Annotated in this window: 19 protein-coding genes and 1 pseudogene; 10 read left to right on the top strand and 10 right to left on the bottom strand. The window is 66.9% G+C overall.

The window, feature by feature from the left end; genetic code table 11:
* Positions 1–89: 89 nt before the first annotated feature.
* The 3 genes from OQ789_RS06100 to fadD8 form a co-directional block, all read right to left on the bottom strand.
* A complete protein-coding gene (locus OQ789_RS06100) occupies positions 90–992 on the bottom strand; it encodes a 1,4-dihydroxy-2-naphthoyl-CoA synthase (RefSeq protein WP_324684192.1) in 903 nt (300 codons plus the stop codon).
* Positions 993–1,005: 13 nt separating this feature from the next.
* Positions 1,006–1,461, bottom strand: coding sequence for a nitroreductase family deazaflavin-dependent oxidoreductase (locus tag OQ789_RS06105; protein WP_324684194.1), 456 nt, complete (start codon positions 1,459–1,461; stop codon positions 1,006–1,008).
* A gap of 101 nt (positions 1,462–1,562) precedes the next feature.
* The gene (fadD8, locus tag OQ789_RS06110; protein ID WP_420716046.1) at positions 1,563–3,197 is read right to left on the bottom strand and encodes a fatty-acid--CoA ligase FadD8; all 1,635 of its coding nucleotides are present in this window, start codon (positions 3,195–3,197) and stop codon (positions 1,563–1,565) included.
* A gap of 111 nt (positions 3,198–3,308) precedes the next feature.
* On the opposite strand from fadD8, the gene OQ789_RS06115 reads away from it, so the two are divergent.
* The 6 genes from OQ789_RS06115 (at position 3,309) to OQ789_RS06140 (ending at position 10,222) form a co-directional block, all read left to right on the top strand.
* Positions 3,309–4,913 (top strand): amidohydrolase, encoded by a 1,605-nt coding sequence (locus OQ789_RS06115; protein ID WP_324684259.1) that lies wholly within the window; start codon positions 3,309–3,311, stop codon positions 4,911–4,913.
* Positions 4,913–5,902: an o-succinylbenzoate synthase gene (locus OQ789_RS06120; protein WP_324684261.1), complete on the top strand. Its 990-nt coding sequence runs from the start codon at positions 4,913–4,915 to the stop codon at positions 5,900–5,902. Before OQ789_RS06115 ends, OQ789_RS06120 begins: the two co-directional genes overlap by 1 nt.
* Positions 5,899–6,687 (top strand): alpha/beta fold hydrolase, encoded by a 789-nt coding sequence (locus OQ789_RS06125; RefSeq protein WP_324684197.1) that lies wholly within the window; start codon positions 5,899–5,901, stop codon positions 6,685–6,687. Before OQ789_RS06120 ends, OQ789_RS06125 begins: the two co-directional genes overlap by 4 nt.
* Before the next feature lie 110 nt (positions 6,688–6,797).
* Entirely contained in the window at positions 6,798–8,447 is a 1,650-nt protein-coding gene (gene menD / locus OQ789_RS06130; protein ID WP_324684198.1) for a 2-succinyl-5-enolpyruvyl-6-hydroxy-3-cyclohexene-1-carboxylic-acid synthase, read from the top strand.
* 11 nt (positions 8,448–8,458) lie between these two features.
* Complete coding sequence (locus OQ789_RS06135; RefSeq protein ID WP_324684200.1) at positions 8,459–9,016, top strand: DUF3592 domain-containing protein; 558 nt, start codon at positions 8,459–8,461, stop codon at positions 9,014–9,016.
* A 51-nt stretch (positions 9,017–9,067) separates the two neighbouring features.
* Positions 9,068–10,222 (top strand): glycosyltransferase family 1 protein, encoded by a 1,155-nt coding sequence (locus OQ789_RS06140; RefSeq protein WP_324684203.1) that lies wholly within the window; start codon positions 9,068–9,070, stop codon positions 10,220–10,222.
* Between the two features lie 7 nt (positions 10,223–10,229).
* Here OQ789_RS06140 and OQ789_RS06145 read toward each other — a convergent pair whose 3' ends face one another.
* Positions 10,230–11,468 carry a cytochrome P450 gene (locus tag OQ789_RS06145; RefSeq protein ID WP_324684205.1) on the bottom strand — a complete coding sequence of 413 codons (1,239 nt, stop codon included), beginning with the start codon at positions 11,466–11,468 and terminating at the stop codon, positions 10,230–10,232.
* Positions 11,469–11,645: 177 nt separating this feature from the next.
* On the opposite strand from OQ789_RS06145, the gene OQ789_RS06150 reads away from it, so the two are divergent.
* Entirely contained in the window at positions 11,646–12,206 is a 561-nt protein-coding gene (locus tag OQ789_RS06150) for a nuclear transport factor 2 family protein (protein WP_324684207.1), read from the top strand.
* A gap of 148 nt (positions 12,207–12,354) precedes the next feature.
* Here the strand turns inward: OQ789_RS06150 and OQ789_RS06155 are convergent, their stop codons facing one another.
* Genes OQ789_RS06155 through OQ789_RS06170 form a run of 4 tightly spaced genes read right to left on the bottom strand, consistent with a single transcriptional unit; the run spans position 12,355 to position 16,815 of the window.
* Positions 12,355–14,091, bottom strand: a complete 1,737-nt coding sequence (locus tag OQ789_RS06155) for an N-acyl-D-amino-acid deacylase family protein (protein ID WP_324684209.1) — start codon at positions 14,089–14,091, stop codon at positions 12,355–12,357.
* On the bottom strand, positions 14,084–15,613 hold the full coding sequence (locus OQ789_RS06160) for an NAD(P)/FAD-dependent oxidoreductase (protein ID WP_324684211.1): 1,530 nt from the start codon (positions 15,611–15,613) through the stop codon (positions 14,084–14,086). Before OQ789_RS06160 ends, OQ789_RS06155 begins: the two co-directional genes overlap by 8 nt.
* Complete coding sequence (locus OQ789_RS06165; protein ID WP_324684213.1) at positions 15,606–16,193, bottom strand: TetR/AcrR family transcriptional regulator; 588 nt, start codon at positions 16,191–16,193, stop codon at positions 15,606–15,608. Before OQ789_RS06165 ends, OQ789_RS06160 begins: the two co-directional genes overlap by 8 nt.
* A 43-nt stretch (positions 16,194–16,236) precedes the next feature.
* Positions 16,237–16,815, bottom strand: a complete 579-nt coding sequence (locus tag OQ789_RS06170) for a helix-turn-helix domain-containing protein (protein WP_324684215.1) — start codon at positions 16,813–16,815, stop codon at positions 16,237–16,239.
* A 195-nt stretch (positions 16,816–17,010) separates the two neighbouring features.
* On the opposite strand from OQ789_RS06170, the gene OQ789_RS06175 reads away from it, so the two are divergent.
* The 3 genes from OQ789_RS06175 (at position 17,011) to OQ789_RS06185 (ending at position 20,250) form a co-directional block, all read left to right on the top strand.
* Positions 17,011–17,940, top strand: coding sequence for an SDR family NAD(P)-dependent oxidoreductase (locus OQ789_RS06175; RefSeq protein ID WP_324684263.1), 930 nt, complete (start codon positions 17,011–17,013; stop codon positions 17,938–17,940).
* Between the two features lie 5 nt (positions 17,941–17,945).
* Positions 17,946–18,836, top strand: a complete 891-nt coding sequence (locus OQ789_RS06180) for an alpha/beta hydrolase (protein WP_324684264.1) — start codon at positions 17,946–17,948, stop codon at positions 18,834–18,836.
* Between the two features lie 199 nt (positions 18,837–19,035).
* Complete coding sequence (locus OQ789_RS06185; RefSeq protein ID WP_324684217.1) at positions 19,036–20,250, top strand: cytochrome P450; 1,215 nt, start codon at positions 19,036–19,038, stop codon at positions 20,248–20,250.
* A gap of 10 nt (positions 20,251–20,260) precedes the next feature.
* Here OQ789_RS06185 and OQ789_RS06190 read toward each other — a convergent pair whose 3' ends face one another.
* Complete coding sequence (locus OQ789_RS06190) at positions 20,261–20,674, bottom strand: TetR/AcrR family transcriptional regulator C-terminal ligand-binding domain-containing protein (RefSeq protein WP_324684266.1); 414 nt, start codon at positions 20,672–20,674, stop codon at positions 20,261–20,263.
* Positions 20,675–20,854, bottom strand: a pseudogene (locus OQ789_RS06195) (TetR/AcrR family transcriptional regulator); the annotation flags it as partial.
* Positions 20,855–20,932: the final 78 nt, after the last annotated feature.

Genomic DNA, 20,932 nt, shown 5'->3' on the forward strand with positions numbered 1-20,932 from the left:
CACGAGCGTCACGCCAGCGCGACGTTGGCCGCTGAGCGTCACGCCAGCGCGACGTTGGCCGCCGAGCGGCGCCCCCGGCGCGCCCGGCGCTAGAAGTAGCGGGGGAACCGGCTCCAGTCAGGATCTCGCTTTTCCAGGAAGGCGTCGCGGCCCTCGACCGCCTCGTCGGTCATATAGGCCAGCCGGGTGGCCTCGCCCGCGAACAGCTGCTGGCCCACCAGGCCGTCGTCGAGCAGGTTGAACGCGAACTTCAGCATGCGTTGTGCCTGCGGCGATTTGGCGTTGATCTCGCGCGCCCACTGGATGCCTTCCGATTCCAGGTCGGCGTGGTCGACGACGGCGTTCACGGCTCCCATGTGGTGCATCTGCTCGGCGGTGTAGGGGCGGCCCAGGAAGAAGATCTCGCGGGCGAATTTCTGGCCGACCTGTCGCGCCAGGTACGCGCTGCCGTAGCCGCCGTCGAAGCTGCCCACGTCGGCATCGGTCTGTTTGAAGCGGGCGTGTTCACGGCTGGCCAGGGTGAGGTCGCAGACCGCGTGCAGGCTGTGCCCCCCGCCGGCCGCCCAACCGTTGACCAGACAGATGACCACCTTGGGCATGAAGCGGATCAGCCGCTGGACCTCGAGGATGTGGAGCCGACCGGCGCGGGCGGTGTCGACGGTGTCGGAGGTGTCGCCGCTCGCGTACTGATAGCCGCTGCGGCCGCGGATGCGCTGATCCCCACCGGAGCAGAACGCCCAGCCGCCGTCCTTGGGCGATGGACCGTTGCCGGTCAGCAGCACCACGCCGACGTCGGGGGACATCCGGGCGTGGTCGAGCACCCGGTAGAGCTCGTCGACGGTGTGCGGGCGGAACGCGTTGCGCACCTCGGGCCGGTCGAACGCCACCCGTACCGTGGCTTCGTCGGCGTGCCGGTGATAGGTGATGTCGGTCAGGTCGCCGAACCCGTCCACGGGCCGCCAGGCCTGCGCATCAAAGGGGTTGTCACTCAATGTTTTCGAACTCCTATGCCGGGTCCAGCCGGAACACCGGACACACGCCGGCCAGCGCCTCGAACTCTTCGGGGCGTCCGTCCTTGACCAACCCCGAGCGTTTCATGAAGCCGACGCCGGTCGGCACCTCGGTTGGAAACGCCCGCAGGAACGGCCGCGCCGCGTCGGGGGGCAACTCCACCATCCGCACTCGCTCGGAGTGCCGGCCGCGGGTCAGGGTCACCTGCTCGGCGGCGCGGACGTTGCGGATCCAGTCCGCGCCCGGAAAGCCGCCCACCACATAGCGTTTGCCGTCCACCGTCATCGGTGTCACCGGCGTCGACCGCGGTGTGCCCGACTTGCGGCCCGGCACCGTCAACACAACCGGGCTCTCACCGCCGAAGCTCAGGCCGAGCCGCGACAGCTGGATGAACACTTTGTTCGCCGGCTTCAGCCACCAGGGCGGCTTGAGCCCGTCAGCATTTGCCATGCCTGCCACAGTAGTCAGGTCGTGGGCGCCGCCGAGCGTCACACCAGAGTGACGCTGGCCGCCGAGCGTCACATCAGAGTGGCGCTCGCGAACGGCAAACCTCAGCCCACCGAGCGGGCCGCACCCTCCCAGAACCGCGCCCGCACCGCCTTCTTGTCCGGCTTGCCCAGCCCGGTCAATGGCAGCGCGTCGACGATCTCGATCCGCTTGGGCGACTGCACGGAACCTTTGCGCTCCTTGACCGCGGCCTGGATCTCGGCGGTCATGGACTCGATCGCGGCGTCGTCACGCGGGGCGTCGGAGCGCAGGACCACCACAGCGGTGACGGCCTCGCCCCACTTGTCGTCCGGGGTGCCCACCACGCACACCTGCGCGACGGCCGCGTGCTCGGCGATGACGTCCTCGACCTCGCGCGGAAATACGTTGAAGCCACCGGTGACGATCATGTCCTTGACCCGGTCGACGATGAAGTAGAAGCCGTCTTCGTCCTCGCGGGCCATGTCTCCGGTGTGCAGCCAGCCGTCTTTAAACGTCTCGGCCGTCGCCTCCGGCAGATTCCAGTAGCCGCCGGCCAGCAGCGGCCCGCTGACGCAGATCTCGCCGGGCTCGCCCTGTGGCACCGGCTTGCCGTCCTCGCCCAGCAGCGCGACCCGCGCGAACAGCGTCGGGCGCCCGCACGAGGTCAACCGCTTCTCGTCGTGGTCGCCCTTCGCCAGGTAGGTGATCGCCATCGGCGCTTCAGACTGGCCGTAGTACTGGGCGAAAATCGGGCCGAAGCGGCGGATCGCCTCGGCCAGCCGCACCGGGTTCATCGCCGAGGCGCCGTAGTAGACGGTCTCCAGCGACGAGAGGTCGCGGGTGTGCGAATCGGGGTGGTCCATCAACGCGTAGAGCATCGACGGCACCAGCATGGTGGCCGTAATACGCTGCTCCTCAATGGTTTTCAGCACCTCGGCGGGGTCGAACTTGCTCAGCACCACCATCTCGCCGCCCTTCACTACCGTCGGCGTGAAGAACGCCGCGCCGGCGTGCGACAGCGGGGTGCACATCAAGAACCGCGGGCTCTCCGGCCACTCCCATTCGGCGAGCTGGATCTGGGTCATCGCAGCGATGTTGCCGGTGGTGCCCATCACGCCTTTGGGCTTGCCGGTGGTGCCGCCCGTGTAGGCCATGCCACCGATGTGGTCCGACGGCAGCTCGGCGACCACCAGCGGCTTGGGCTCGTATTTGGCCGCCTCGGCCGACAGGTCGACCGCCACACCGCGCAACGCCTCGGGCACCGGGCCGATGGTGAGGATCTGCTTGAGCGAGTCGACCTTCTCCAGCAGCCCCAGGGCGCGCTCGACGAACGCCGGGTTGGGGTCGACGATCAGCGAGCTGGCACCGCAGTCGGACAGCACGTAGGCGTGGTCGTCCAGCGAGCCCAGCGGGTGCAGGGCGGTGCGACGGTAGCCCTGCGTCTGGCTGGCCCCCAGGATCATCAGCACCTCGGGCCGGTTCAGCGACAGCAGCCCCACGGTGACGCCGGTGCCGGCGCCCAGCGCCTCGAATGCCTGGGTGTACTGGCTGATCCGTTCGGCAAGCTGACCACCGGTCAGCGTGGTGTCGCCGAGGAAGAGCACGGGCTTGTCCTTGTGGCGCTTGAGCGCGCCTACCAGGAGGTGCCCGTTGTGGGTCGGATGGCGCAGCAACTCGTCACTCATGTGGCCACTTCTCCTCATCTTTTCGCCCTGCATCGTTGCCGGCGTGACTCATCCGGCAAGACTAGAACGTGTTGCAATTCGGCTCGGGCGCGCCCTCGGCCACGGCGCTTATGGTGGCGCCGTTTGACGAGCTTGTAAGTTCGACTGATGGACGCTGCTCTCGTCGTGACCGGAACCGTCCTGACCGTCGACGAGGCCCGGCCCACCGCCGAGGCGCTCGCCGTGGCCGACGGCCGCATCGTCGCCGTCGGAACCCGTGCCGAGGTCGCCGGCTTCATCGGTCCAAAAACCCGGACCATCGACGTTGGTGACGGCTGCGTCATGCCGGGATTCGTTGAGGCGCACGGGCATCCGTTGATGGAGGCCGTCGCGCTGTCGGACCGCCTCGTCGATATCCGGCCGGTCACCATGCGCGGCGCCGACGACGTCGTCGCGGCGATCCACCGGGAGGTCGCCCGGCGGGGATCCGACGGCGCCTACCTCAACGGCTGGGATCCGCTGCTGCAGAACGGCCTTCCGGAACCCACGCTGAGCTGGCTCGACGGCATCGCACCCGACAGCCCGCTGGTGATCATCCACAACTCCGGGCATAAGGCGTACTTCAATTCGTGCGCCGCCACGTTGCATGGTCTGAACCGTGACACCCCGGATCCCAAGGGCGCCAAGTACGGTCGCGACGCCAGCGGTGAGCTCGACGGCACCGCCGAGGAGACCGGCGCGGTGTTTCCGCTGTTGGGTGGTGCCATCGACTTCGCCGATTACCCGCAGATGTTGCTCGCCGAATGCGCCCGGCTCAACCGCGCCGGCCTGACGACCTGCTCGGAAATGGCCTTCGATCCGAACTTCCGGCCGGTGGTCGAGCAACTGCGCGATCAGCTCACGGTCCGGCTGCGCACCTACGAGATCTCCAACCCGCAGATGTCCACCGCCGCCTCACCCGGGCAGGGCGACGACCTCCTGCGGCAGGTCGGCATCAAGATCTGGGTCGACGGTTCGCCCTGGATCGGCAACATCGACCTCTCCTTTCCGTATCTGGACACCGAGGCCACCCGGATCATCGGCGTCGTGCCGGGCTCCTGTGGCTGCGCCAACTACACCGCCGAGCAGCTGCACGAAATCGTCGGCGCGTACTTCCCGCAGGGCTGGCCGATGGCGTGCCACGTGCAGGGCGACGCGGGCGTGGACACCATCCTCGACGTGTACGAGGAGGCCCTGCGGCGCCACCCGCGGCCCGATCATCGCTTGAGGCTCGAGCACGTCGGCGCCATCCGGCCCGAGCAGCTGCGCCGCGCCCACGACCTCGGGGTGACGTGCAGCATCTTCGTCGACCAGATCCACTACTGGGGTGACGTCATCGTCGACGGCCTGTTCGGCGAGGAACGCGGAAGCCGTTGGATGCCGGCAGGTTCCGCCGTCAAGACCGGGATGCGCATCTCGCTGCACAACGACCCGCCCGTCACGCCCGAGGAACCGCTGCGCAACATCAGCGTGGCCGTGACCCGCACGGCGCCGAGCGGCCGGGTGCTCGGACCCGAGGAGCGCCTGACCGTCGAGCAGGCGATCCGCGCGCAGACCCTCGACGCGGCCTGGCAGCTGTTCTCCGACGACGTGGTCGGCTCGCTGGAGGTCGGCAAGTACGCCGACCTGGTGGTGCTCTCCGCCGATCCGCGAACCGTGCCGCCCGAAAAGATCGCCGACCTGCAGGTGCAGGCGACGTATCTGGCGGGCCGCCAGGTGCACGGCGCGTGATGCCGGCGCGCCTACCTCGACTGGAGGACCTGCTGGACCGGCTGTACGTGGTGGCGCTTCCGATGCGGGTGCGGTTCCGCGGCATCACCACCCGCGAGGTCGTGCTGATCGACGGGCCGGCCGGGTGGGGCGAATTCGGGGCCTTCGCCGAATACGGACCGCGCGAGGCGGCGCACTGGCTGGCGTCGGGCATCGAGGCCGCCTACCGGGAGCCACCGCCGGCGCGCCGCGACCGCGTCCCGATCAACGCGACCGTGCCGGCGGTGCCCGCCGCGCAGGTGGGCGAGGTGCTGGCCCGCTTCCCGGGGGCCGGCACGGCCAAGGTGAAGGTGGCCGAGCCGGGGCAGACGCTGGCCGATGACGTCGCACGGGTCAACGCCGTGCGCGAACTGGTTCCGGTCGTGCGCGTGGACGCCAACGGCGGCTGGAGCGTGGCGGAGGCCGTGCGGGCCGCGGCCGCCCTGACCGCCGACGGGCCGCTGGAGTACCTCGAGCAGCCCTGCGCAGGGGTCGACGAGCTCGCGCAGCTACGCCGCCACCCGGGCATGCCCGCCGTGCCGATCGCCGCCGACGAGAGCATCCGCAAGGCCGACGACCCGCTGGCCGTGGTCCGCGCGCGCGCGGCCGATATCGCGGTGCTCAAAGTGGCTCCGCTGGGCGGGATTTCGGCCATGCTCGAGATCGCCGCGCAGATCGACATCCCGGTGGTGGTCTCCAGCGCGCTGGATTCGGCGGTGGGCATCGCCGCCGGACTGACCGCCGCGGCCGCCCTGCCGGTGCTGCGGCACGCCTGCGGCCTGGGCACCGGCGGTCTGTTCCTGGAGGATGTGGCCGACGTCGCCGCGCCCGTCGACGGCGCCCTGGCGGTGGGACCGGTCACGCCCGACCCGGAGCGGCTGCACTCGCTGCGCGCCGCGCCGGAGCGGCGACAGTGGTGGATCGACCGGGTCAAGGCCTGTCATCGGTTGCTTGTACCGTCGTCCGGGTGATCAACCTGGCTTACGACGACCGCGGCTCCGGTGAGCCCGTGGTATTTATCGCCGGCCACGGCGGCGCGGGACGAACCTGGCACCCTTATCAAGTCCCCGCGTTCATGGCGGCCGGATACCGCGTCATCACCTTCGACAACCGGGGCATCGGTGCGACGGAGAACGCCGGGGGATTCTCGACGCAGACCATGGTCGCCGACACCGCGGCGCTGATCGAGGGCCTGGATGCGGCCCCGGCCCGCGTCGTCGGGATGTCGATGGGCGCGTTCATCGCCCAGGAACTGATGCTCGCCCGGCCCGAGCTGGTCAGCTCGGCGGTGCTGATGGGCACGCGGGGCAGGATGGACCGGGCGCGGGAGTTCTTCCGCGACGCCGAGGCCGAAATTGCCGACGCCGGCATCGTGCTGCCGGCCGCGTACGACGCCAAAATTCGCCTGCTGGAGAACTTTTCCCGCAAGACGCTCAACGATGACTCCGCGGTTGCCGACTGGATCGCGATGTTTTCCACCTGGCCGGTCAAGCCCACCCCGGGCATGCGCACGCAGCTCGATATCGCGCCCTACACAAGCCGGCTGACCGCCTACCGCAGCATCGCGACCCCCGTCCTGGTGCTCGGCTTCTCCGACGACGTGCTCACCCCGCCGCACTTGGGCCGCGAGGTTGCCGACGCGTTGCCCAATGGCCGTTACATGCAGATACCCGACGCCGGCCACCTCGGCTTCTTCGAACGACCAGACGCCGTCAACGCCGCCATGCTCAAGTTCTTCGCCGAGACCAAGGGCTGAGGGTCGCCGCTGCGCGGCGGGCATCGTCAGCGGGCTTGGCCGGATTGCCCGCTTCCTCCTCCCGCCGCTGCGCGGCGGGCATCGTCAGCGGGCTGTGACACCCTGTAGGAGTGAACCCCTCGACGACCCAGGCCCGCGTCGTCGTTGACGAGCTGATTCGCGGCGGCGTGCGCGACGTGGTGCTTTGCCCCGGTTCGCGGAACGCCCCGCTGGCCTTCGCCCTGCACGACGCCGACCGGACCGGCTGCATCCGCCTGCACGTTCGCATCGACGAGCGTACCGCCGGCTATCTGGCCATCGGCCTGGCCATCGCGGCCGGCGCGCCGGTCTGTGTCGCCATGACGTCGGGCACGGCCGTCGCCAACCTCGGCCCGGCGGTGATCGAGGCCAACTACGCCCGGGTGCCGCTGATCGTGCTGTCGGCGAATCGGCCCTACGAGCTGCTGGGCACCGGGGCCAACCAGACGATGGAGCAATTGGGTTACTTCGGCACGCAGGTGCGGGCCACCATCAGCCTTGGCCTGGCCGAGGACGCCCCCGAGCGGCTGGACTCCCTCAACGCGACCTGGCGATCGGCGACCTGCCGGGTGCTGGTGGCCGCCACCGGATCCCGAACCGCCAACGCCGGTCCCGTGCAATTCGACATCCCGCTGCGCGAACCCCTGGTGCCCGATCCCGAGCCGGACGGCCCGGTGACGCCGCAGGGCCGCGCGGGCGGGCGGCCGTGGACCTACACCCCGCCGGTCAGCTTCGACCAGCCGCTGGACATCGACCTGTCACCCGACACGGTCGTCATCGCGGGGCATGGCGCGGGTGTGCAGCCCAACCTGGCGCAGCTGCCGACCGTCGCCGAGCCGACGGCACCCGCCCCGGCCAATCCGCTGCACCCGCTGGCGCTGCCCATGCTGCGGCCCAATCAGGTGATCATGCTCGGCCGCCCCACCCTGCACCGGCCCGTGTCCGCGTTGCTGGCCGACCCGCAGGTGCCGGTATTCGCGCTCACCACGGGGCCGCGCTGGCCGGACGTTTCGGGCAATTCGCAGGCCACCGGGACCCGCGCGGTCACGACCGGCGCACCGAACCCGGCGTGGCTGCACCGCTGTGCGCAGAGCCACCAGAGTGCCCTCGCCGCCGTCCGCAGCCAGCTCGAGGCCCACCCGCTGACCACCGGCCTGCACGTCGCGGCGGCCGTCGCCGATGCGCTGGCACCCGGCGACCAGCTGGTGCTCGGCGCCTCGAACCCGGTGCGCGACGCGGCGCTGGTCGGCCTGGACACCCGCGCCATCCGGGTGCGGTCCAACCGCGGCGTCGCGGGGATCGACGGGACGGTCTCCACCGCGATCGGGGCGGCTCTCGCACACGAACGCGAGGGCGGGCCCAACGGCCCGGCGCGCACCGTCGCGCTGATCGGTGACCTGACCTTCGTGCACGACAGCTCCGGGTTGCTCATCGGCCCCACCGAACCCACCCCGCGCCGCCTGACGATCGTCGTCTCCAACGACAACGGCGGCGGCATCTTCGAACTGCTCGAACAGGGCGACCCGCGGTTCTCCGACGTGTCGTCCCGAATCTTCGGCACACCGCACGACGTCGACGTCGGCGCGCTGTGCCGCGCCTACCACGTCGAGAGCCGGCAGATCGAGGTGGGCGAATTGCCCACGGCGCTCGACGAACCCGGAGCCGGAATGCGGGTGCTTGAAGTCAAGGCCGACCGGTCGTCGCTGCGGCAGTTGCACGCCGCCATCAGGGCCGCGCTGTGAGGCGCGTGTAGATGGCGATATCTCCAAAAGTTCTGCTGCACATACTGATTCATGGTCGCAGTGACGAGCCGCCGAAGACGCGGGCCAGGATTGTCTTGCGGTGGGCCAGAATTTCGGTGCTGATCGTCGCCGCGCTGGTTACCTTGCAGTCGCTGCTGCTGGTGGCCGGCGCGTGGCGCGACGACATCGCGATCACCCGCAACATGGGGGTCGCGCAGGCGGAGGTGCTCAGCGCCGGACCGCGCCGTTCGACCATCGAATTCGTCACCCCCGAGCGGGTCACCTACCGTCCCGAACTCGGGGTGCTCTATCCGTCCCATTTGGCCACCGGGATGCGGATCTACGTCGAGTACAACAAGAACGATCCGAACCTGGTGCGCGTGCAGCATCGCAATGCCGGGCTGGCAATCATCCCGGCCGGGTCCATCGCGGTGGTGGGCTGGGTGGGCGCGGCGGCGATCCTGATCGCGCTGGCCCTGCTGGACAACTGGCTCGACCGCCGCGACGGACCCCGTGGGGCGCCCGAGAGCCCGGCCGCCGAAAGCGTCGGACCTGCAAATTTCGCGTGACGTATGCCCGTAGGCAACCTTGTCGACAGCCGGTGCTGACACGGTGGTGACGTGCGCGTTGCCATCGTCGCGGAATCTTTCCTCCCCGAGGTCAACGGTGTCAGCAACTCGGTGATCCGGGTGCTCGAGCATCTGCGCCGGACGGGTCATGAGGCATTGGTCATCGCCCCCGACACGCCTCCCGGGCAGCCCCGGGCGGATCGCATCTACGACGAGATCCGCGTGCACCGGGTGCCGTCTCGGATGTTCCCCAAGGTGACTTCCCTGCCGCTCGGGGTGCCCACGCCGCGGCTGGTGAAGGTATTGCGTGGGTTCGATCCCGACGTGGTGCATCTGGCGTCGCCGGCGCTGCTGGGCTACGGCGGGGTGCGGGCGGCCCGCTGGCTGGGGGTGCCGACGGTCGCGGTGTATCAGACCGACGTCCCGGGCTTCGCGGCGAGCTACGGCATCCCGATGACCGCGCGAGCCGCCTGGGCGTGGTTCCGCCATCTGCACGGCCTCGCCGACCGCACCCTCGCGCCGTCCAGTGTGACCATGGAATCACTTGTTGCCCATCACTTTCCGCGAGTACACCGGTGGGCCCGCGGTGTCGACGTGCTGCGGTTCGCGCCGTCCGCCCGCAACGAGGCGCTGCGGCATCAGTGGTCGCCGCTGGGCAAGCCGGTCGTCGGGTTCGTGGGCCGGCTCGCGCCCGAGAAACACGTCGAACGTCTCGTCGGGCTGGCCGACGACGACGCGGTGCAGCTCGTGGTGGTGGGCGACGGCGTCGACCGCAGGCAGCTGCAATCGGCAATGCCGGCAGCGGTTTTCACGGGCGCGCTGTACGGCGACGACCTCGCCGCGGCGTACGCCAGCATGGACGTGTTCGTGCATCCCGGTGAGCACGAGACGTTCTGTCAGGTCGTGCAGGAAGCGCTGGCGTCGGGGTTGCCGGTGATCGCCCCCGACGCCGGCGGCCCACGCGACCTCGTCACACCGTGGCGCACCGGTCTGTTGTTGGCCGTCGACGAGTTCGAGTCCCGGCTGCCCGACGCGGTAGCGCACCTGATCGCCGAACGGTCCCGCTACTCGGCGGCCGCCCGCCGCAGTGTGCTCGGCCGCAGCTGGCCGGTCATCTGCGACGAGTTGCTCGGCCACTACGAGGCGGTGCTGTCGCCGTTCACCCGCAGGCGGATGTTCGCCAAGCGGTACGCGCAGGGCGAGTAGCCCGCGGTCAGTGTCCGGGGTCGAATTCGATCGGCAACGTGCTCGGCCCGCTCAGCCCGGTGAGCGGCTTCCATGGGGCGGGGCCGGCGCGGCGGGCGTTGGGCATCCGCTGCGTCATGACTGCGAGGGCTTCGGCGAGTTCGAGTCTGGCCAGGTTGGCGCCAAGGCAATAGTGCATGCCGGCGCCGAACGTCTGCATCGGCGGGATCCCCGTGCGGGTGATGTCGAGCCGGTCGGGGTCGTCATAGACGTCGGGATCGCGGTTGGCGGCGGCGGTGTTGGCGACGACGAGGGTGCCGGCCGGGATTACCACCCCGGCGATTTCGACGTCTTCGAGTGCGGTGCGCAGCGTCGCCCCGGCGATCGGTGAATGGCGCATCGTCTCTTCGACTGCGTTGCTTGCGAGTTTGGGATGCGCGGCCAGCAACGCCCATTGCTCGGGCCGGTCACACAGCGCGTGCACGGAGGCGGCCAGCTGGCTGCGTGTGGTGTCGGTGCCGGCCATCAGGAGGCCCGCGGCCAGCATCCGGAGCTCGTCGGCGTTGAGGTGATCGCCGTCGTCCTCGGCGCGGATCAGGTCGGAGAGCAGGTCGTCGGTCAGCGTGTGTCGTCGCTGCGCGACCATGTCGTCGATGTAGGCGTCGAGTTCGTCCCACGCGGCCAGGATGGTTCGCTGGTGGGCGGCGACCTCCCAGCTGAAGGCCTTGAAGATGTAGTCCGTCCATTCCGAGAACAGCTTCCAATCCCGCGCCGGGGCGCCCAGCAGAGCGCAGATCACCGGGATGGGGTACTGGCGGGCAATATCGCCGACCACCTCGCAGCGCCCAGTTGTGGTGTGGTGGTTGACCAGTTCGGTGATCACCTCGACGATCGTCGTGCGCAGCCGCGCGGTGGCGCGCGGGGTGAAGGCTTTGGACACCAGGCGGCGCAGCCGGTGGTGTTCGGCCCCGTCGAGACTGATCAGGTTCGTGGCGACGCGCTCCCACAGTGGGCCGACGGTGATGCCCTGGGAGGCCAGGAACATGCCCTGGGGTACGCGGAATCGCGTGTCGCGCAGCACCGTTCGCACCAGCTCATAGGTCAGCAGCTCCGGCCCGTGCGGGCCCATGGCGATCGGCGCCTGTCGTCGCGCGTGGCGGATGATCTGGTGGGCTTCCTCGAGGCCTTGGCAGTGCTCGTAGTCGATGAACGGCAGGTCCGCCTCGAAGACGCTCTGGCAGGTCGACGCGTCAACCGTGATGGTCATGGTGTGCCCCGTAGGTCGTCGATGAAGTACTTGCACAACCGAGTGTCAGCGGCGAAACAACCCAGCACATGCGTAGCCGACTACCTCACTTCGGCGGGGCTCTCACCCAGTGGGATGAAAGCCTGAGCTTCTCCCGTAGGCATGGCAACATCGCAGGTCACCGCGGGAAGGACGCACATGACCGAGCTGATCGATCCGACCAAGACGTTCCGGCTTATCGAAGAACGGATCGCGAAGACCACCAATCCGCGGCATCTGCTGATGCTCGAGCGGTTACTGGACCACGCTATGGGCGAGGCGAGGCTCGACCTGGATCTGGTGATGTCGAGCCTGACCGCAAACCCGCGATACGTGGCTTGGGGAGCGCCCGCGGACATGAGTCCGGTTGGACGGCAAGCGGTTCGGAGCTTCTACGAAGAGACGATCGTCAAAGGCGGCCAGTGGTGCCTGGAGTTCGACATGGACCGCATCGTCGTCGATGACGACGCGATCGTCACCGAAGGCTATTTCCGTTCGCTCTACTACGGTGCGGACGCGGCGTCGAGGGGTTTTCCCGTCGACGACGAAGACGGCTTCTACCTGCTGACGCTGCGCATGCTGATCGTCTGGCCGTTCGATGCCGACGGTTTCATCATCGGCGAGGAAACTTACAGCGCCGCGATCACGCCCGACTTCTTGACGAAGGTCGCAACAAACGATGTTCCGCAGGACTTCCGCGACTTCGTCGGCGCGCGATGAAAGGGCGAGCATTCCCTTCGTCGTGAGTCGCGCGGAACTGAATCCGCCGGGATGTTGCGTCGATGTTCGATGACGTCGCCCGCCGGTAGTACCTGACCAACACCGTGATCTCTCCGCTCGACTTCGGTTGCACGTTGCGGCGAAGGAGCTAGCGGCCCGAGCGGATCAATCGCCCCGGACGGGCGTCGGTCAGCTCGCCGCCCTCCACGACGATGTCGCCTGCCACCAGGGTGGCGATGTAACCGTTGGACCTCTGAACCAGTCGGCCCGCGCCGCCGGGCAGGTCGGTGACCCTTTCGGGATGCACGAGTGCCAGGTTTTGGTAGTCGATGACGTTGAGGTCGGCGCGCAGGCCGGCACGAATGCGGCCGCGGTCGTGCAGACCGTAGAGATCTGCTCCGTCGCTCGTCAGCCTTCGCACAGCGTATTCGAGCGGCAGTCGCGGCCCACGAGATCGGTCGCGTGTCCAGTACGTCAGCAAGTACGTTGTCATGCTGGCGTCGCAAACGATCGATGAGTGCGCCCCGCCGTCGCCGAGGCCCTGCACCGTCAGCGGGTCGCTCATCATGTCGTAAAGCCCGTCGTACGAGCCCTTTCCGTAATTGAGCAACGGAAACAGCAGGAAGTCACGTCCTTCGCTGCCGAGCATGAGATCGTAGGTGACGTGCCAGGGGTCGCGATCGTTCTGGCGTGCGATCGCGGCTACGCTCTTGTCGGCGGTCGGCTCGTAGTCAAGAGTGTCGCCAAGGGGAAAGAGGCGCTCGAAGACCTGGCGTGACATCCGATCCAGCGAGGTCGACGCTTTGTTGGCCTGTGGGGCCTGGCTGAGGATGGCCTCGCGGATCTGTGGCTGACGCAGTTGCACGATCAGCTCGGAAAGCGGTAGGTGCGAGATCCGTTGGTAGGCCTCTGTGTACTTGAACGGATTCAGTCGCGATTGGTGACCGACCAGCGCGCTGAAGCATCGGCTGCCGATCTGCGGGCGGATGTTGGCGCCGTTGGCGTTCGCCTCATGGGTGGCCTTGAGGTGAGGCCGCCAGGAATCCGGTTGGAAGGTCGGTTGCATGATCAGAAATGTGAGTGGCACGGGTGCCGACTGGCCAAGCCGCACAATCCATTCGAGCTCACCGTCCAAAGCGCCCTCGGGATCGAGGCCTTCGACGCCACCGACGCCGGCTGGAACCACTTCGAAGACGCCTCGTCCGGCCGCGGCCATTGTGGCGTACAGCGCCTCGAGTTCCTCCTCGGCCGCGAAGGTCCCGGGGACAGGATTGCCGTGTACGTCGCGATGTCCCTGGGTCCGGCCGGTCGAGAAGCCCACCGCGCCGGCCGCGAGGGATTCGGCCACGATTCTGGTCATTGCGTCGATGTCGTCAGGGGTCGCATCCTCGAGCGCGCGTTCGCCCATCACGTAGGCACGGACGGCGGCGTGTGGCACCTGTGCACCGATATCCAGGGCGTGTGGCGCGCGTTCGAGCGCGTCCAGGTATTCGGGGAAAGACTCCCAATCCCACTGAATTCCTTCGTAGAGAGCCGTTCCCGGGATGTCTTCGACACCCTCCATGAGCTCGACGAGTCGTTGCCGATCCGGTGCTGCAACCGGCGCGAAGCCGACGCCGCAGTTGCCCAGGATTGCGGTCGTGACGCCGTGCCAGCACGACGGCGTCAGATGCGGGTCCCACGTGGCCTGGCCGTCGTAATGAGTGTGGATGTCGACAAAGCCCGGTGTGACGAGCAGGCCGTCGGCGTCGATGGTGCGCCGCGCCGAACCGCTGACTCGTCCGACTTCGACGATGCGACCGTCCGTCACGGCGACGTCGGCGGTGTACGCGGCCTCGCCGGTGCCGTCTGCCACCTTTCCTCCGCGAATCACAACGTCATGCATGGGTCTGCCCTACCTCTCGCGTACTCACTGACTCCAATCGGCTGGGGATTGGCGCTGAGCGCCGGATCACCCTTTCCGAGGGCCGTCGCAGCAGCTTGGTCACCGTTCGGTAAATGACTGCACCGTAAGGCCATTGGGTGACGACCCGTCCGGACGGTGACTTGTAGTAGTTGTTCGACCGCACCCACGCCGTCTTGGACATCGAACTCTGGATCCATTGGTTATATCGTCGGTAGAACGAGGGCCGGACTTCGATGTGTGCCACAGTTTCGTCGCGCAAACGCTTGATGGATTGCACTGCGAACTCGGCTTGCCGCTGCAAAGCGGAGACGATTTCGCCACCGTTGGTGTTGGGGCCGTAAAGGATGTAGAAGTTTGGAAACTCGGGGACCATGATGCCGGCAAACGCTTGTGGTTCACCGTCCCAAAACTCGTGCAGCGTCCTACCGGTGCGCCCGATCACGCGGTAGGACGCGAGATAATTGGCTGGTTGAAAACCGGTCGCCATGACCAGTACGTCGGCAGGATGCTCGACGCCCCGCGCATCGACAACGCCACCGGCGGTGACGGATTGAACGGCGTACGGCACCAGCTCGACGTCTTCACGCAGCAGCGCGGGGTAGAAATCCTTGGTCAGCACCGGGCGTTTGCCCGGGAAAGGGTATTTGGGAGTGACCGCCTCAGCCAAGTCGGGACGATCCGCGAAGACTTTTGAAATATAAGCGCGGCAGCGATTTTCGGCGGCCGTATTGATCTTGGTGCCGGGGCGGTGCAACGAGCCGAACATTTGGCCGATCTCGATGAGCCAGAACTGACGCAGCCGCTCGCGGCGCCGAGCCCTCGGCCGCCGCAGCCGCGCACGTTCGTCCTCGGAAAGGTCTCGATCGGGCTTTGGCACGATCCAGCCGGGCTCTCGCTGAAAGAGCTTCACTCGCTGGGCGACTCCGGCGATCGCCGGAACGACCTGAACTGCGCTGGACCCGGTTCCCACCACCGCCACTTTCTTGCCGGCGATGTCGATCGGTTGCCATCGAGCTGTGTGAAGCTTGGGTCCCGCAAATTCGTCCAGTCCCGGCCAGGTGGGGTAGTTCGGGATGTTGAGCATGCCGACCGCGCTGATCACTGCGCGAAAGGTATACATTGCACCGTCTTTGGTCCTCAGCTGGTAGCTGCTGGCGGTGCTGTCCCAGGAGATTTCGTCGACGGCGGTGTCGAATCGGAAATGGGATCGGAGTCCGTATTCGGAGACTACGTCTTCCAGGTACTGCTGAAGTTCGGCCTGGCGTGCGTGGGTTCGCGTCCAGTCATGAGGCCGGAAGGAGTACGAGTAGAGCTGGGAGTGGACGTCGACTTCGGCGCCGGGGTAGGTATTGTCCCGCCACGTGCCGCCGAGACCGGCGGACTTCTCGAAGATGGTGAAATCGTGCAGCCCGGCCTTGGTCAGGTAGACACCGGCGGCGATTCCGGCGAAGCCACCTCCGATGATCGCTACAGATGGGTCGGCGTTCTTGCGGTTAACCACGATGCGCTGCCTGCAAACCGGTCAACGCGACCGATGCCACGGTGTCGGCTACTTCGTCGAGCGATGCGGGTTCGACCGCTATGACGTGGATCGCGGCCGTCGTGGTGGCTCCAAACACGGTCAGCGCAGCCAGATATGGGTCGGGCACCGCGCGGAAGGCGCCGGCGCCGACGCCCTCTGCGATGAGAGCGCTAACCGGTTCCAGGTAGGCCGCCCGGTTGCGGACGGCCAGATCGGGACGACGCGTCGCGCGACCAATGTCGAAATGCAGTGCCTGGCACGCGCTGGGGTAGCGCTTGAAAACGTCGACGTGGTTGATGACGACCTGGCGCAGCCGGTGAGCGGGATCGCCCGCAGCTGCCAGCCCGTCACGGACAGCGACGTCGAGTGCGTCCAGGACGACACCGAATATGTGGGAAAGGATCCCTTCTTTGCCCTCGAAGTAGTAGTAGAGCGTTGCTTTGGGCACCCCGGTCACCGCGGCGAGCTCTTCGATCTTGGTGCCGTCGAGGCCACGATCGGCGATGACGTCGGCGGCCAGGAGCACCTTTGCGGCGATGGGCTCAGGAATCGTGCGCACGCCGTCATAGTCCCAGAGTTTGTACTGGAAGTCTAGAACATCGTTACAAAGGCGCATCGCACGCAAGCGCCCGGTCTTGGCCGATGGGTGGCCCGAGGAATCGCTGGACCACCGCGCGTTGAGCCGCCCCGTCTTTGAGGGGCCAGCACCACAGGGCAAGGAAGCCACGGATCAGCCATTGCGCGGCGAGAGGGTCGTCGTTGTCGGGGCCGAGCATTTCGGCGGCAAAGCTGGTGACTACGGGAGAGTTGGTAAGCCATTCGCTGCCGGGAGCCAATTGCATCGACGGCATGAGCGCAATCAGTGGATCGGACTGCATCCGTTCCAAGGCGACAACCGTGGCAGTCACGACGCGATCTGTGCCGGTGAGGCTTTTGATGGCGTCGCGCACCGTGTCCAAGATCCGGGTGGCCTGGATGGCTACCACGGCGTCGCGGATGGCGGCTTTACCGCCGGCGCGCCGGTAAATCGTCGCCGGCGAGCAGTGGACTTTCGCGGCCAGCGCCTCGATGGTGAAGGATTCGTATCCGAGCTCAGCGATGAGGTCGGCGGCGGCGCTGTAGATCTTATCGGTGGCTGCGCTGTGTCTGTCTTGTCCGACCAGCCAATCGTTGCGCGGCATGTGCCAATGCTGCCGCGCGACGCATCAGAATGAAAGGATCCTCTCACCATGAGAATGTGCACGTGCGCATCCTCAACCAAAAGCGCAGGTGAGCGCCATTGAAGGTTTGATAGATGTCGAGCACGTCACCTTCGCGTTTATCAACTTTGGCATCCACCATTGACCGTGCCCGTCATGGCATTTCAGCCTGAAGGCATGACGGCGGCGCCACGAAGGAAATGGACCGAGGCTGACATACCCGACCAGAGCGGGCGGGTGGCCATCGTCACCGGTGCGAACACCGGCTTGGGCTACGACACGGCCCGCGCGCTGGCCGAGCACGGCGCCTCGGTAGTCCTGGGGGTGCGCGACACCGACAAGGGAAAGGCCGCCAGGGCCCGCATCCTCGGGACCGTGCCCGGTGCCGACGTCACTGTCCAGGCGCTCGATCTCGGCTCGCTGCAATCAGTGCGCGCCGCCGCCGACGCACTGAAAAGCGACCACCCGCGAATCGATCTGCTGGTCAATAACGCCGGAGTGATGATCCCGCCCAAGCAGGTCACCGCTGATGGATTCGAATTGCAGTTCGGCACGAATTATCTCGGTCACTTCGCCCTGACCGGGTTGTTGCTCGACAACATGCTGTCGCTCGAAGGCTCACGTGTAGTCGTGGTGAGCAGCAATGCGCACAAGATGGGCGGTGCGATCCATTTCGACGATCTGCAGTGGCAGCGCCGTTATAGTCGGGCCGCTGCCTACGCGCAGTCCAAGCTGGCCAACGTGATGTTCTGCTACGACCTGCAGCGCCGACTCGACGCTGCACACAAGCCGACGATCGCCGTAGCGGCGCACCCCGGTTTCACCGACTCCGAATTGACACGCCATGTATGGAAACCGCTGGCACCGCTGATGAGGGTCGCCGGCCCGGTGATCGGCCAAGATCCCGCGATGGGGGCTTTGCCGCAGTTGCTGGCCGCCACTGACCCGGAGGTGCGGGGTGGGCAGTACTGGGGACCCCGCGGTCCCTTCGAGCTGAGAGGGTATCCGAAATTGGTGAAGTCCAGCGCAAAGTCCTACGACGAGGCGGTGCAGACGCGATTGTGGTCAATCGCAGAGGAACTAACCGGTGTTAGCTTTCCGGTGTGATCCCGATGACCGAAGACTTTCACCCCGACCTCCGCCGGATCGCCCGGGTGTTGCCGCGCGGGGTGTTCAGTCGGTACACGATGCCGATCGTGCGCCGAGCGACCAGATTGCAACCGCGGCGCACTCCGGAGGGCGTCGAGGTGTTGACGTTGCCAAGCGGCGCGGGCGTCCGGCTGCACCGCCCGACTGGGTTGAACACCACGTCAGGTGCGCTGTTGTGGATTCACGGCGGCGGATACGTCATCGGATCGCCGGCGCAGGACGACAGGCTGTGCCGGCGTTTCGTGCAACGACTCAACGTTCCGGTCGCCGCCGTCGGGTATCGGCTCGCTCCGGAGCATCCCTACCCGGCCGCGCTCGACGACTGCTATGACGTCCTACGGTGGCTGGCCCGCTTGCCGGACGTCGACCCGTCGAGAATCGCGATCGGCGGAGCCAGCGCCGGCGGCGGCTTGACCGCGGCCCTGGCTCTGCGTGCGCGCGATCGCGGCGAGGTCAGCCCGTTGTTTCAGCTGCTGGTGTATCCGATGGTTGACGACCGTTCGTGTGATCGACCAGGCATGGAGAACCCGAATTACCGACTGTGGAATCCCAAGGCCAATCGGCTGGGGTGGGCCGCCTACTTGCGCGGGGCCGACCCCGACGTCGCGGTGCCGGCTCGGCAAGTCGACCTGACCGGCCTGGCGCCAGCCTGGCTTGGCGTGGGAACACTCGATCCGTTGCACGACGAAGGCGTGGCGTACGCCCACCGGCTCACGGCTGCCGGTGTGCCGTGCGAGATCGATACGGTGACGGGAGCGTTTCACGGCTTCGACCTCGTCGCTCCGGCTGCAGGCGTCTCCCGCGCGTTTTTCGACCGTCAATGCTCGGTGTTACGAAAGGCGTTTGCGGGCTAAAGCTTTCGGATCCCGCCACCAGGGCGTCCTCCCATGCGGTGTCTTCTTTCATCCTGAGAATTTTTCGCGGCTTTTCTCAGCCTTCGGTGCTGGTGATAGGCGAGCAGGTGAATGCGCGCGTGCCCGATGGACAACCTGCGCCTCATCATCTTTGCGCCGCAGTATTGACCCGGCATGCCCGCGCATCCAACCTGTAGCTATGAGCGCCTTGGCCGACCCGACGAGCTTCTTTCGCGCCGAGACCCTGCAGGATCCCTATCCGCTGTATGAGCGAATGCGAGCCGAGGCGCCGGTACACCGCATCGGTGATTCGGAGTTCTATGCCGTGTGCGGATGGGACGCTCTGGTCGACGCGGTGAACCGGGTCGAGGACTTTTCCTCCAACCTCACCGCGACGATGGTCTTTCACGAGGACGGAAGCGTGACGCCGTTCCCGATGATCGAGGCCGGCAGCCCCAACCACGCCTTGGCCACCGCCGACGATCCGACGCATGCGATCCACCGCAAGATTCTTTTGCCGCACCTGTCCGCCAAGCGTGTGCGCGTCATCGAGGAGTTCGCCGGTGACGTCGCGCGACAACTCTGGGACGACAACCTGCGCGACGGCAAGATCGAGTGGATGGCCGCGATGGCGAACCGGCTTCCCATGATGGTGGTCGCTAAGCTACTCGGTCTGCCCGATGCCGATGTCGACAATCTCATCCGACTTGGCTTCGCCACCACGACATTGCTCGACGGTGTCGTCACCCAGGCGCAGTTGGAGAATGCCGGGATTGCCGCGTTCGAACTGTCGAGCTACGTTATGGAGCACTTCGAGAAGTCAAGCGGCACAGTAGAAGACGGTCTGATACCGGACATGGCCGCACGCTACGCATCCGGCGAGGTTGACCAAGCAGTGGCGATGGGCATCATGCTGACGCTCTTCAGCGCGGCCGGTGAATCCACCGCGTCGTTGCTGGGCAGCGCCGCGTGGATTCTTACCGAGCGCCCGGAGATCCAGAAGCGACTGCGGGAGAATCCGGACCTGTTGAATGCATTTGTCGAAGAGGCGTTGCGCTACGAGCCTCCGTTCCGCGGCCACTACCGCCATGTATGGCGCGACACCACACTCGGCGGAGTCGAAGTGCCGGCCAACTCCCACTTGCTGCTGCTGTGGGGAGCGGCCAATCGTGACCCCGCACATTTCGAGGCGCCAGACGAATTCCGTCTCGACCGCGCGGGCGCCAAGGGACATGTGACGTTCGGCAAGGGGGTCCACTTCTGCATCGGGGCGGCGCTGGCACGCCTGGAGGCCCAGATCGTGTTCCGCACACTGCTGGAACGGACCAGCTGGATCGAGGCCACCGACGTCGGAGAATGGCTGCCCAGCATCTTGGTCAGGCGACTCGAGCACCTGCAACTCACCGTCAGCTGAATTATCGCCGTCAATGACTGGACAGCCCGTTTGTCAGGATGTCAAGCAATCCGTCGTAGCGGCCGATCGTTTCGTGTACGGATGTCGTGACGCTGAGCATGCGGTACAACGTGGCCCCGAGCAACGCATCGGCGGCGGCCTCGATGTCGGCGTCGGCACGAATCTGTCCGCGCGAAACCCCGGTCCGTAGTCGCTGACACAGCGCGTCGTGGAACCGACCGGTCAGTTGCCCGTACAAGGTGTCGCGATCGCGAAGGTCCTCGGCGGCCGCAGCCGCCAGGGCGCGAACCAATGCGACATTTTCGTTTGCGGCATTCATTACGGCGTAGTTGTGCATCCAGGCTCGCAAGTCTTCGACCGTGTCGCCTGAATCAGGCAGCGTGAAGTCCGCTCGCGCGTAGGCCTGCATGACCGCTTCGGCCACCAGTGGAGCTTTCGACGGCCATCGGCGATATACCGTCTGTGTCCCGACGCCGGCGCCGGTGGCGACTTTGTCCATGGACACGCCCGCATAACCACTCTTGACGAGTAGGGCGCGGGTGGCGTTCAGGATCGCATCGTGTACCGCAGTACTGCGTGGTCGCCCTGGCCGAGATCGGCTCACACGTTTCTCCTATGTCAAGCCGCTGCCGATGGGCAAGGCTTTGTTCGGGTGTCGTGGTCGGTGTGGAGGTGATGAAAG

It is taken from the genome of Mycobacterium sp. 94-17, from assembly GCF_035617725.1.
Classification (GTDB): domain Bacteria; phylum Actinomycetota; class Actinomycetes; order Mycobacteriales; family Mycobacteriaceae; genus Mycobacterium.

Bases quoted from the DNA above. Each gene is read 5' to 3' on its own strand.
- OQ789_RS06150 (WP_324684207.1), top strand. From the start codon at position 11,646: ATGACCGAGCTGATCGATCCGACCAAGACGTTCCGGCTTATCGAAGAA.
- OQ789_RS06135 (WP_324684200.1), top strand. From the start codon at position 8,459: ATGGCGATATCTCCAAAAGTTCTGCTGCACATACTGATTCATGGTCGC.
- OQ789_RS06155 (WP_324684209.1), bottom strand. From the start codon at position 14,091: ATGCATGACGTTGTGATTCGCGGAGGAAAGGTGGCAGACGGCACCGGC.
- OQ789_RS06175 (WP_324684263.1), top strand. From the start codon at position 17,011: ATGACGGCGGCGCCACGAAGGAAATGGACCGAGGCTGACATACCCGAC.
- OQ789_RS06120 (WP_324684261.1), top strand. From the start codon at position 4,913: ATGCCGGCGCGCCTACCTCGACTGGAGGACCTGCTGGACCGGCTGTAC.
- OQ789_RS06145 (WP_324684205.1), bottom strand. From the start codon at position 11,468: ATGACCATCACGGTTGACGCGTCGACCTGCCAGAGCGTCTTCGAGGCG.
- fadD8 (WP_420716046.1), bottom strand. From the start codon at position 3,197: ATGCAGGGCGAAAAGATGAGGAGAAGTGGCCACATGAGTGACGAGTTG.
- OQ789_RS06185 (WP_324684217.1), top strand. From the start codon at position 19,036: ATGAGCGCCTTGGCCGACCCGACGAGCTTCTTTCGCGCCGAGACCCTG.
- OQ789_RS06180 (WP_324684264.1), top strand. From the start codon at position 17,946: ATGACCGAAGACTTTCACCCCGACCTCCGCCGGATCGCCCGGGTGTTG.
- OQ789_RS06170 (WP_324684215.1), bottom strand. From the start codon at position 16,815: ATGCCGCGCAACGATTGGCTGGTCGGACAAGACAGACACAGCGCAGCC.
- OQ789_RS06105 (WP_324684194.1), bottom strand. From the start codon at position 1,461: ATGGCAAATGCTGACGGGCTCAAGCCGCCCTGGTGGCTGAAGCCGGCG.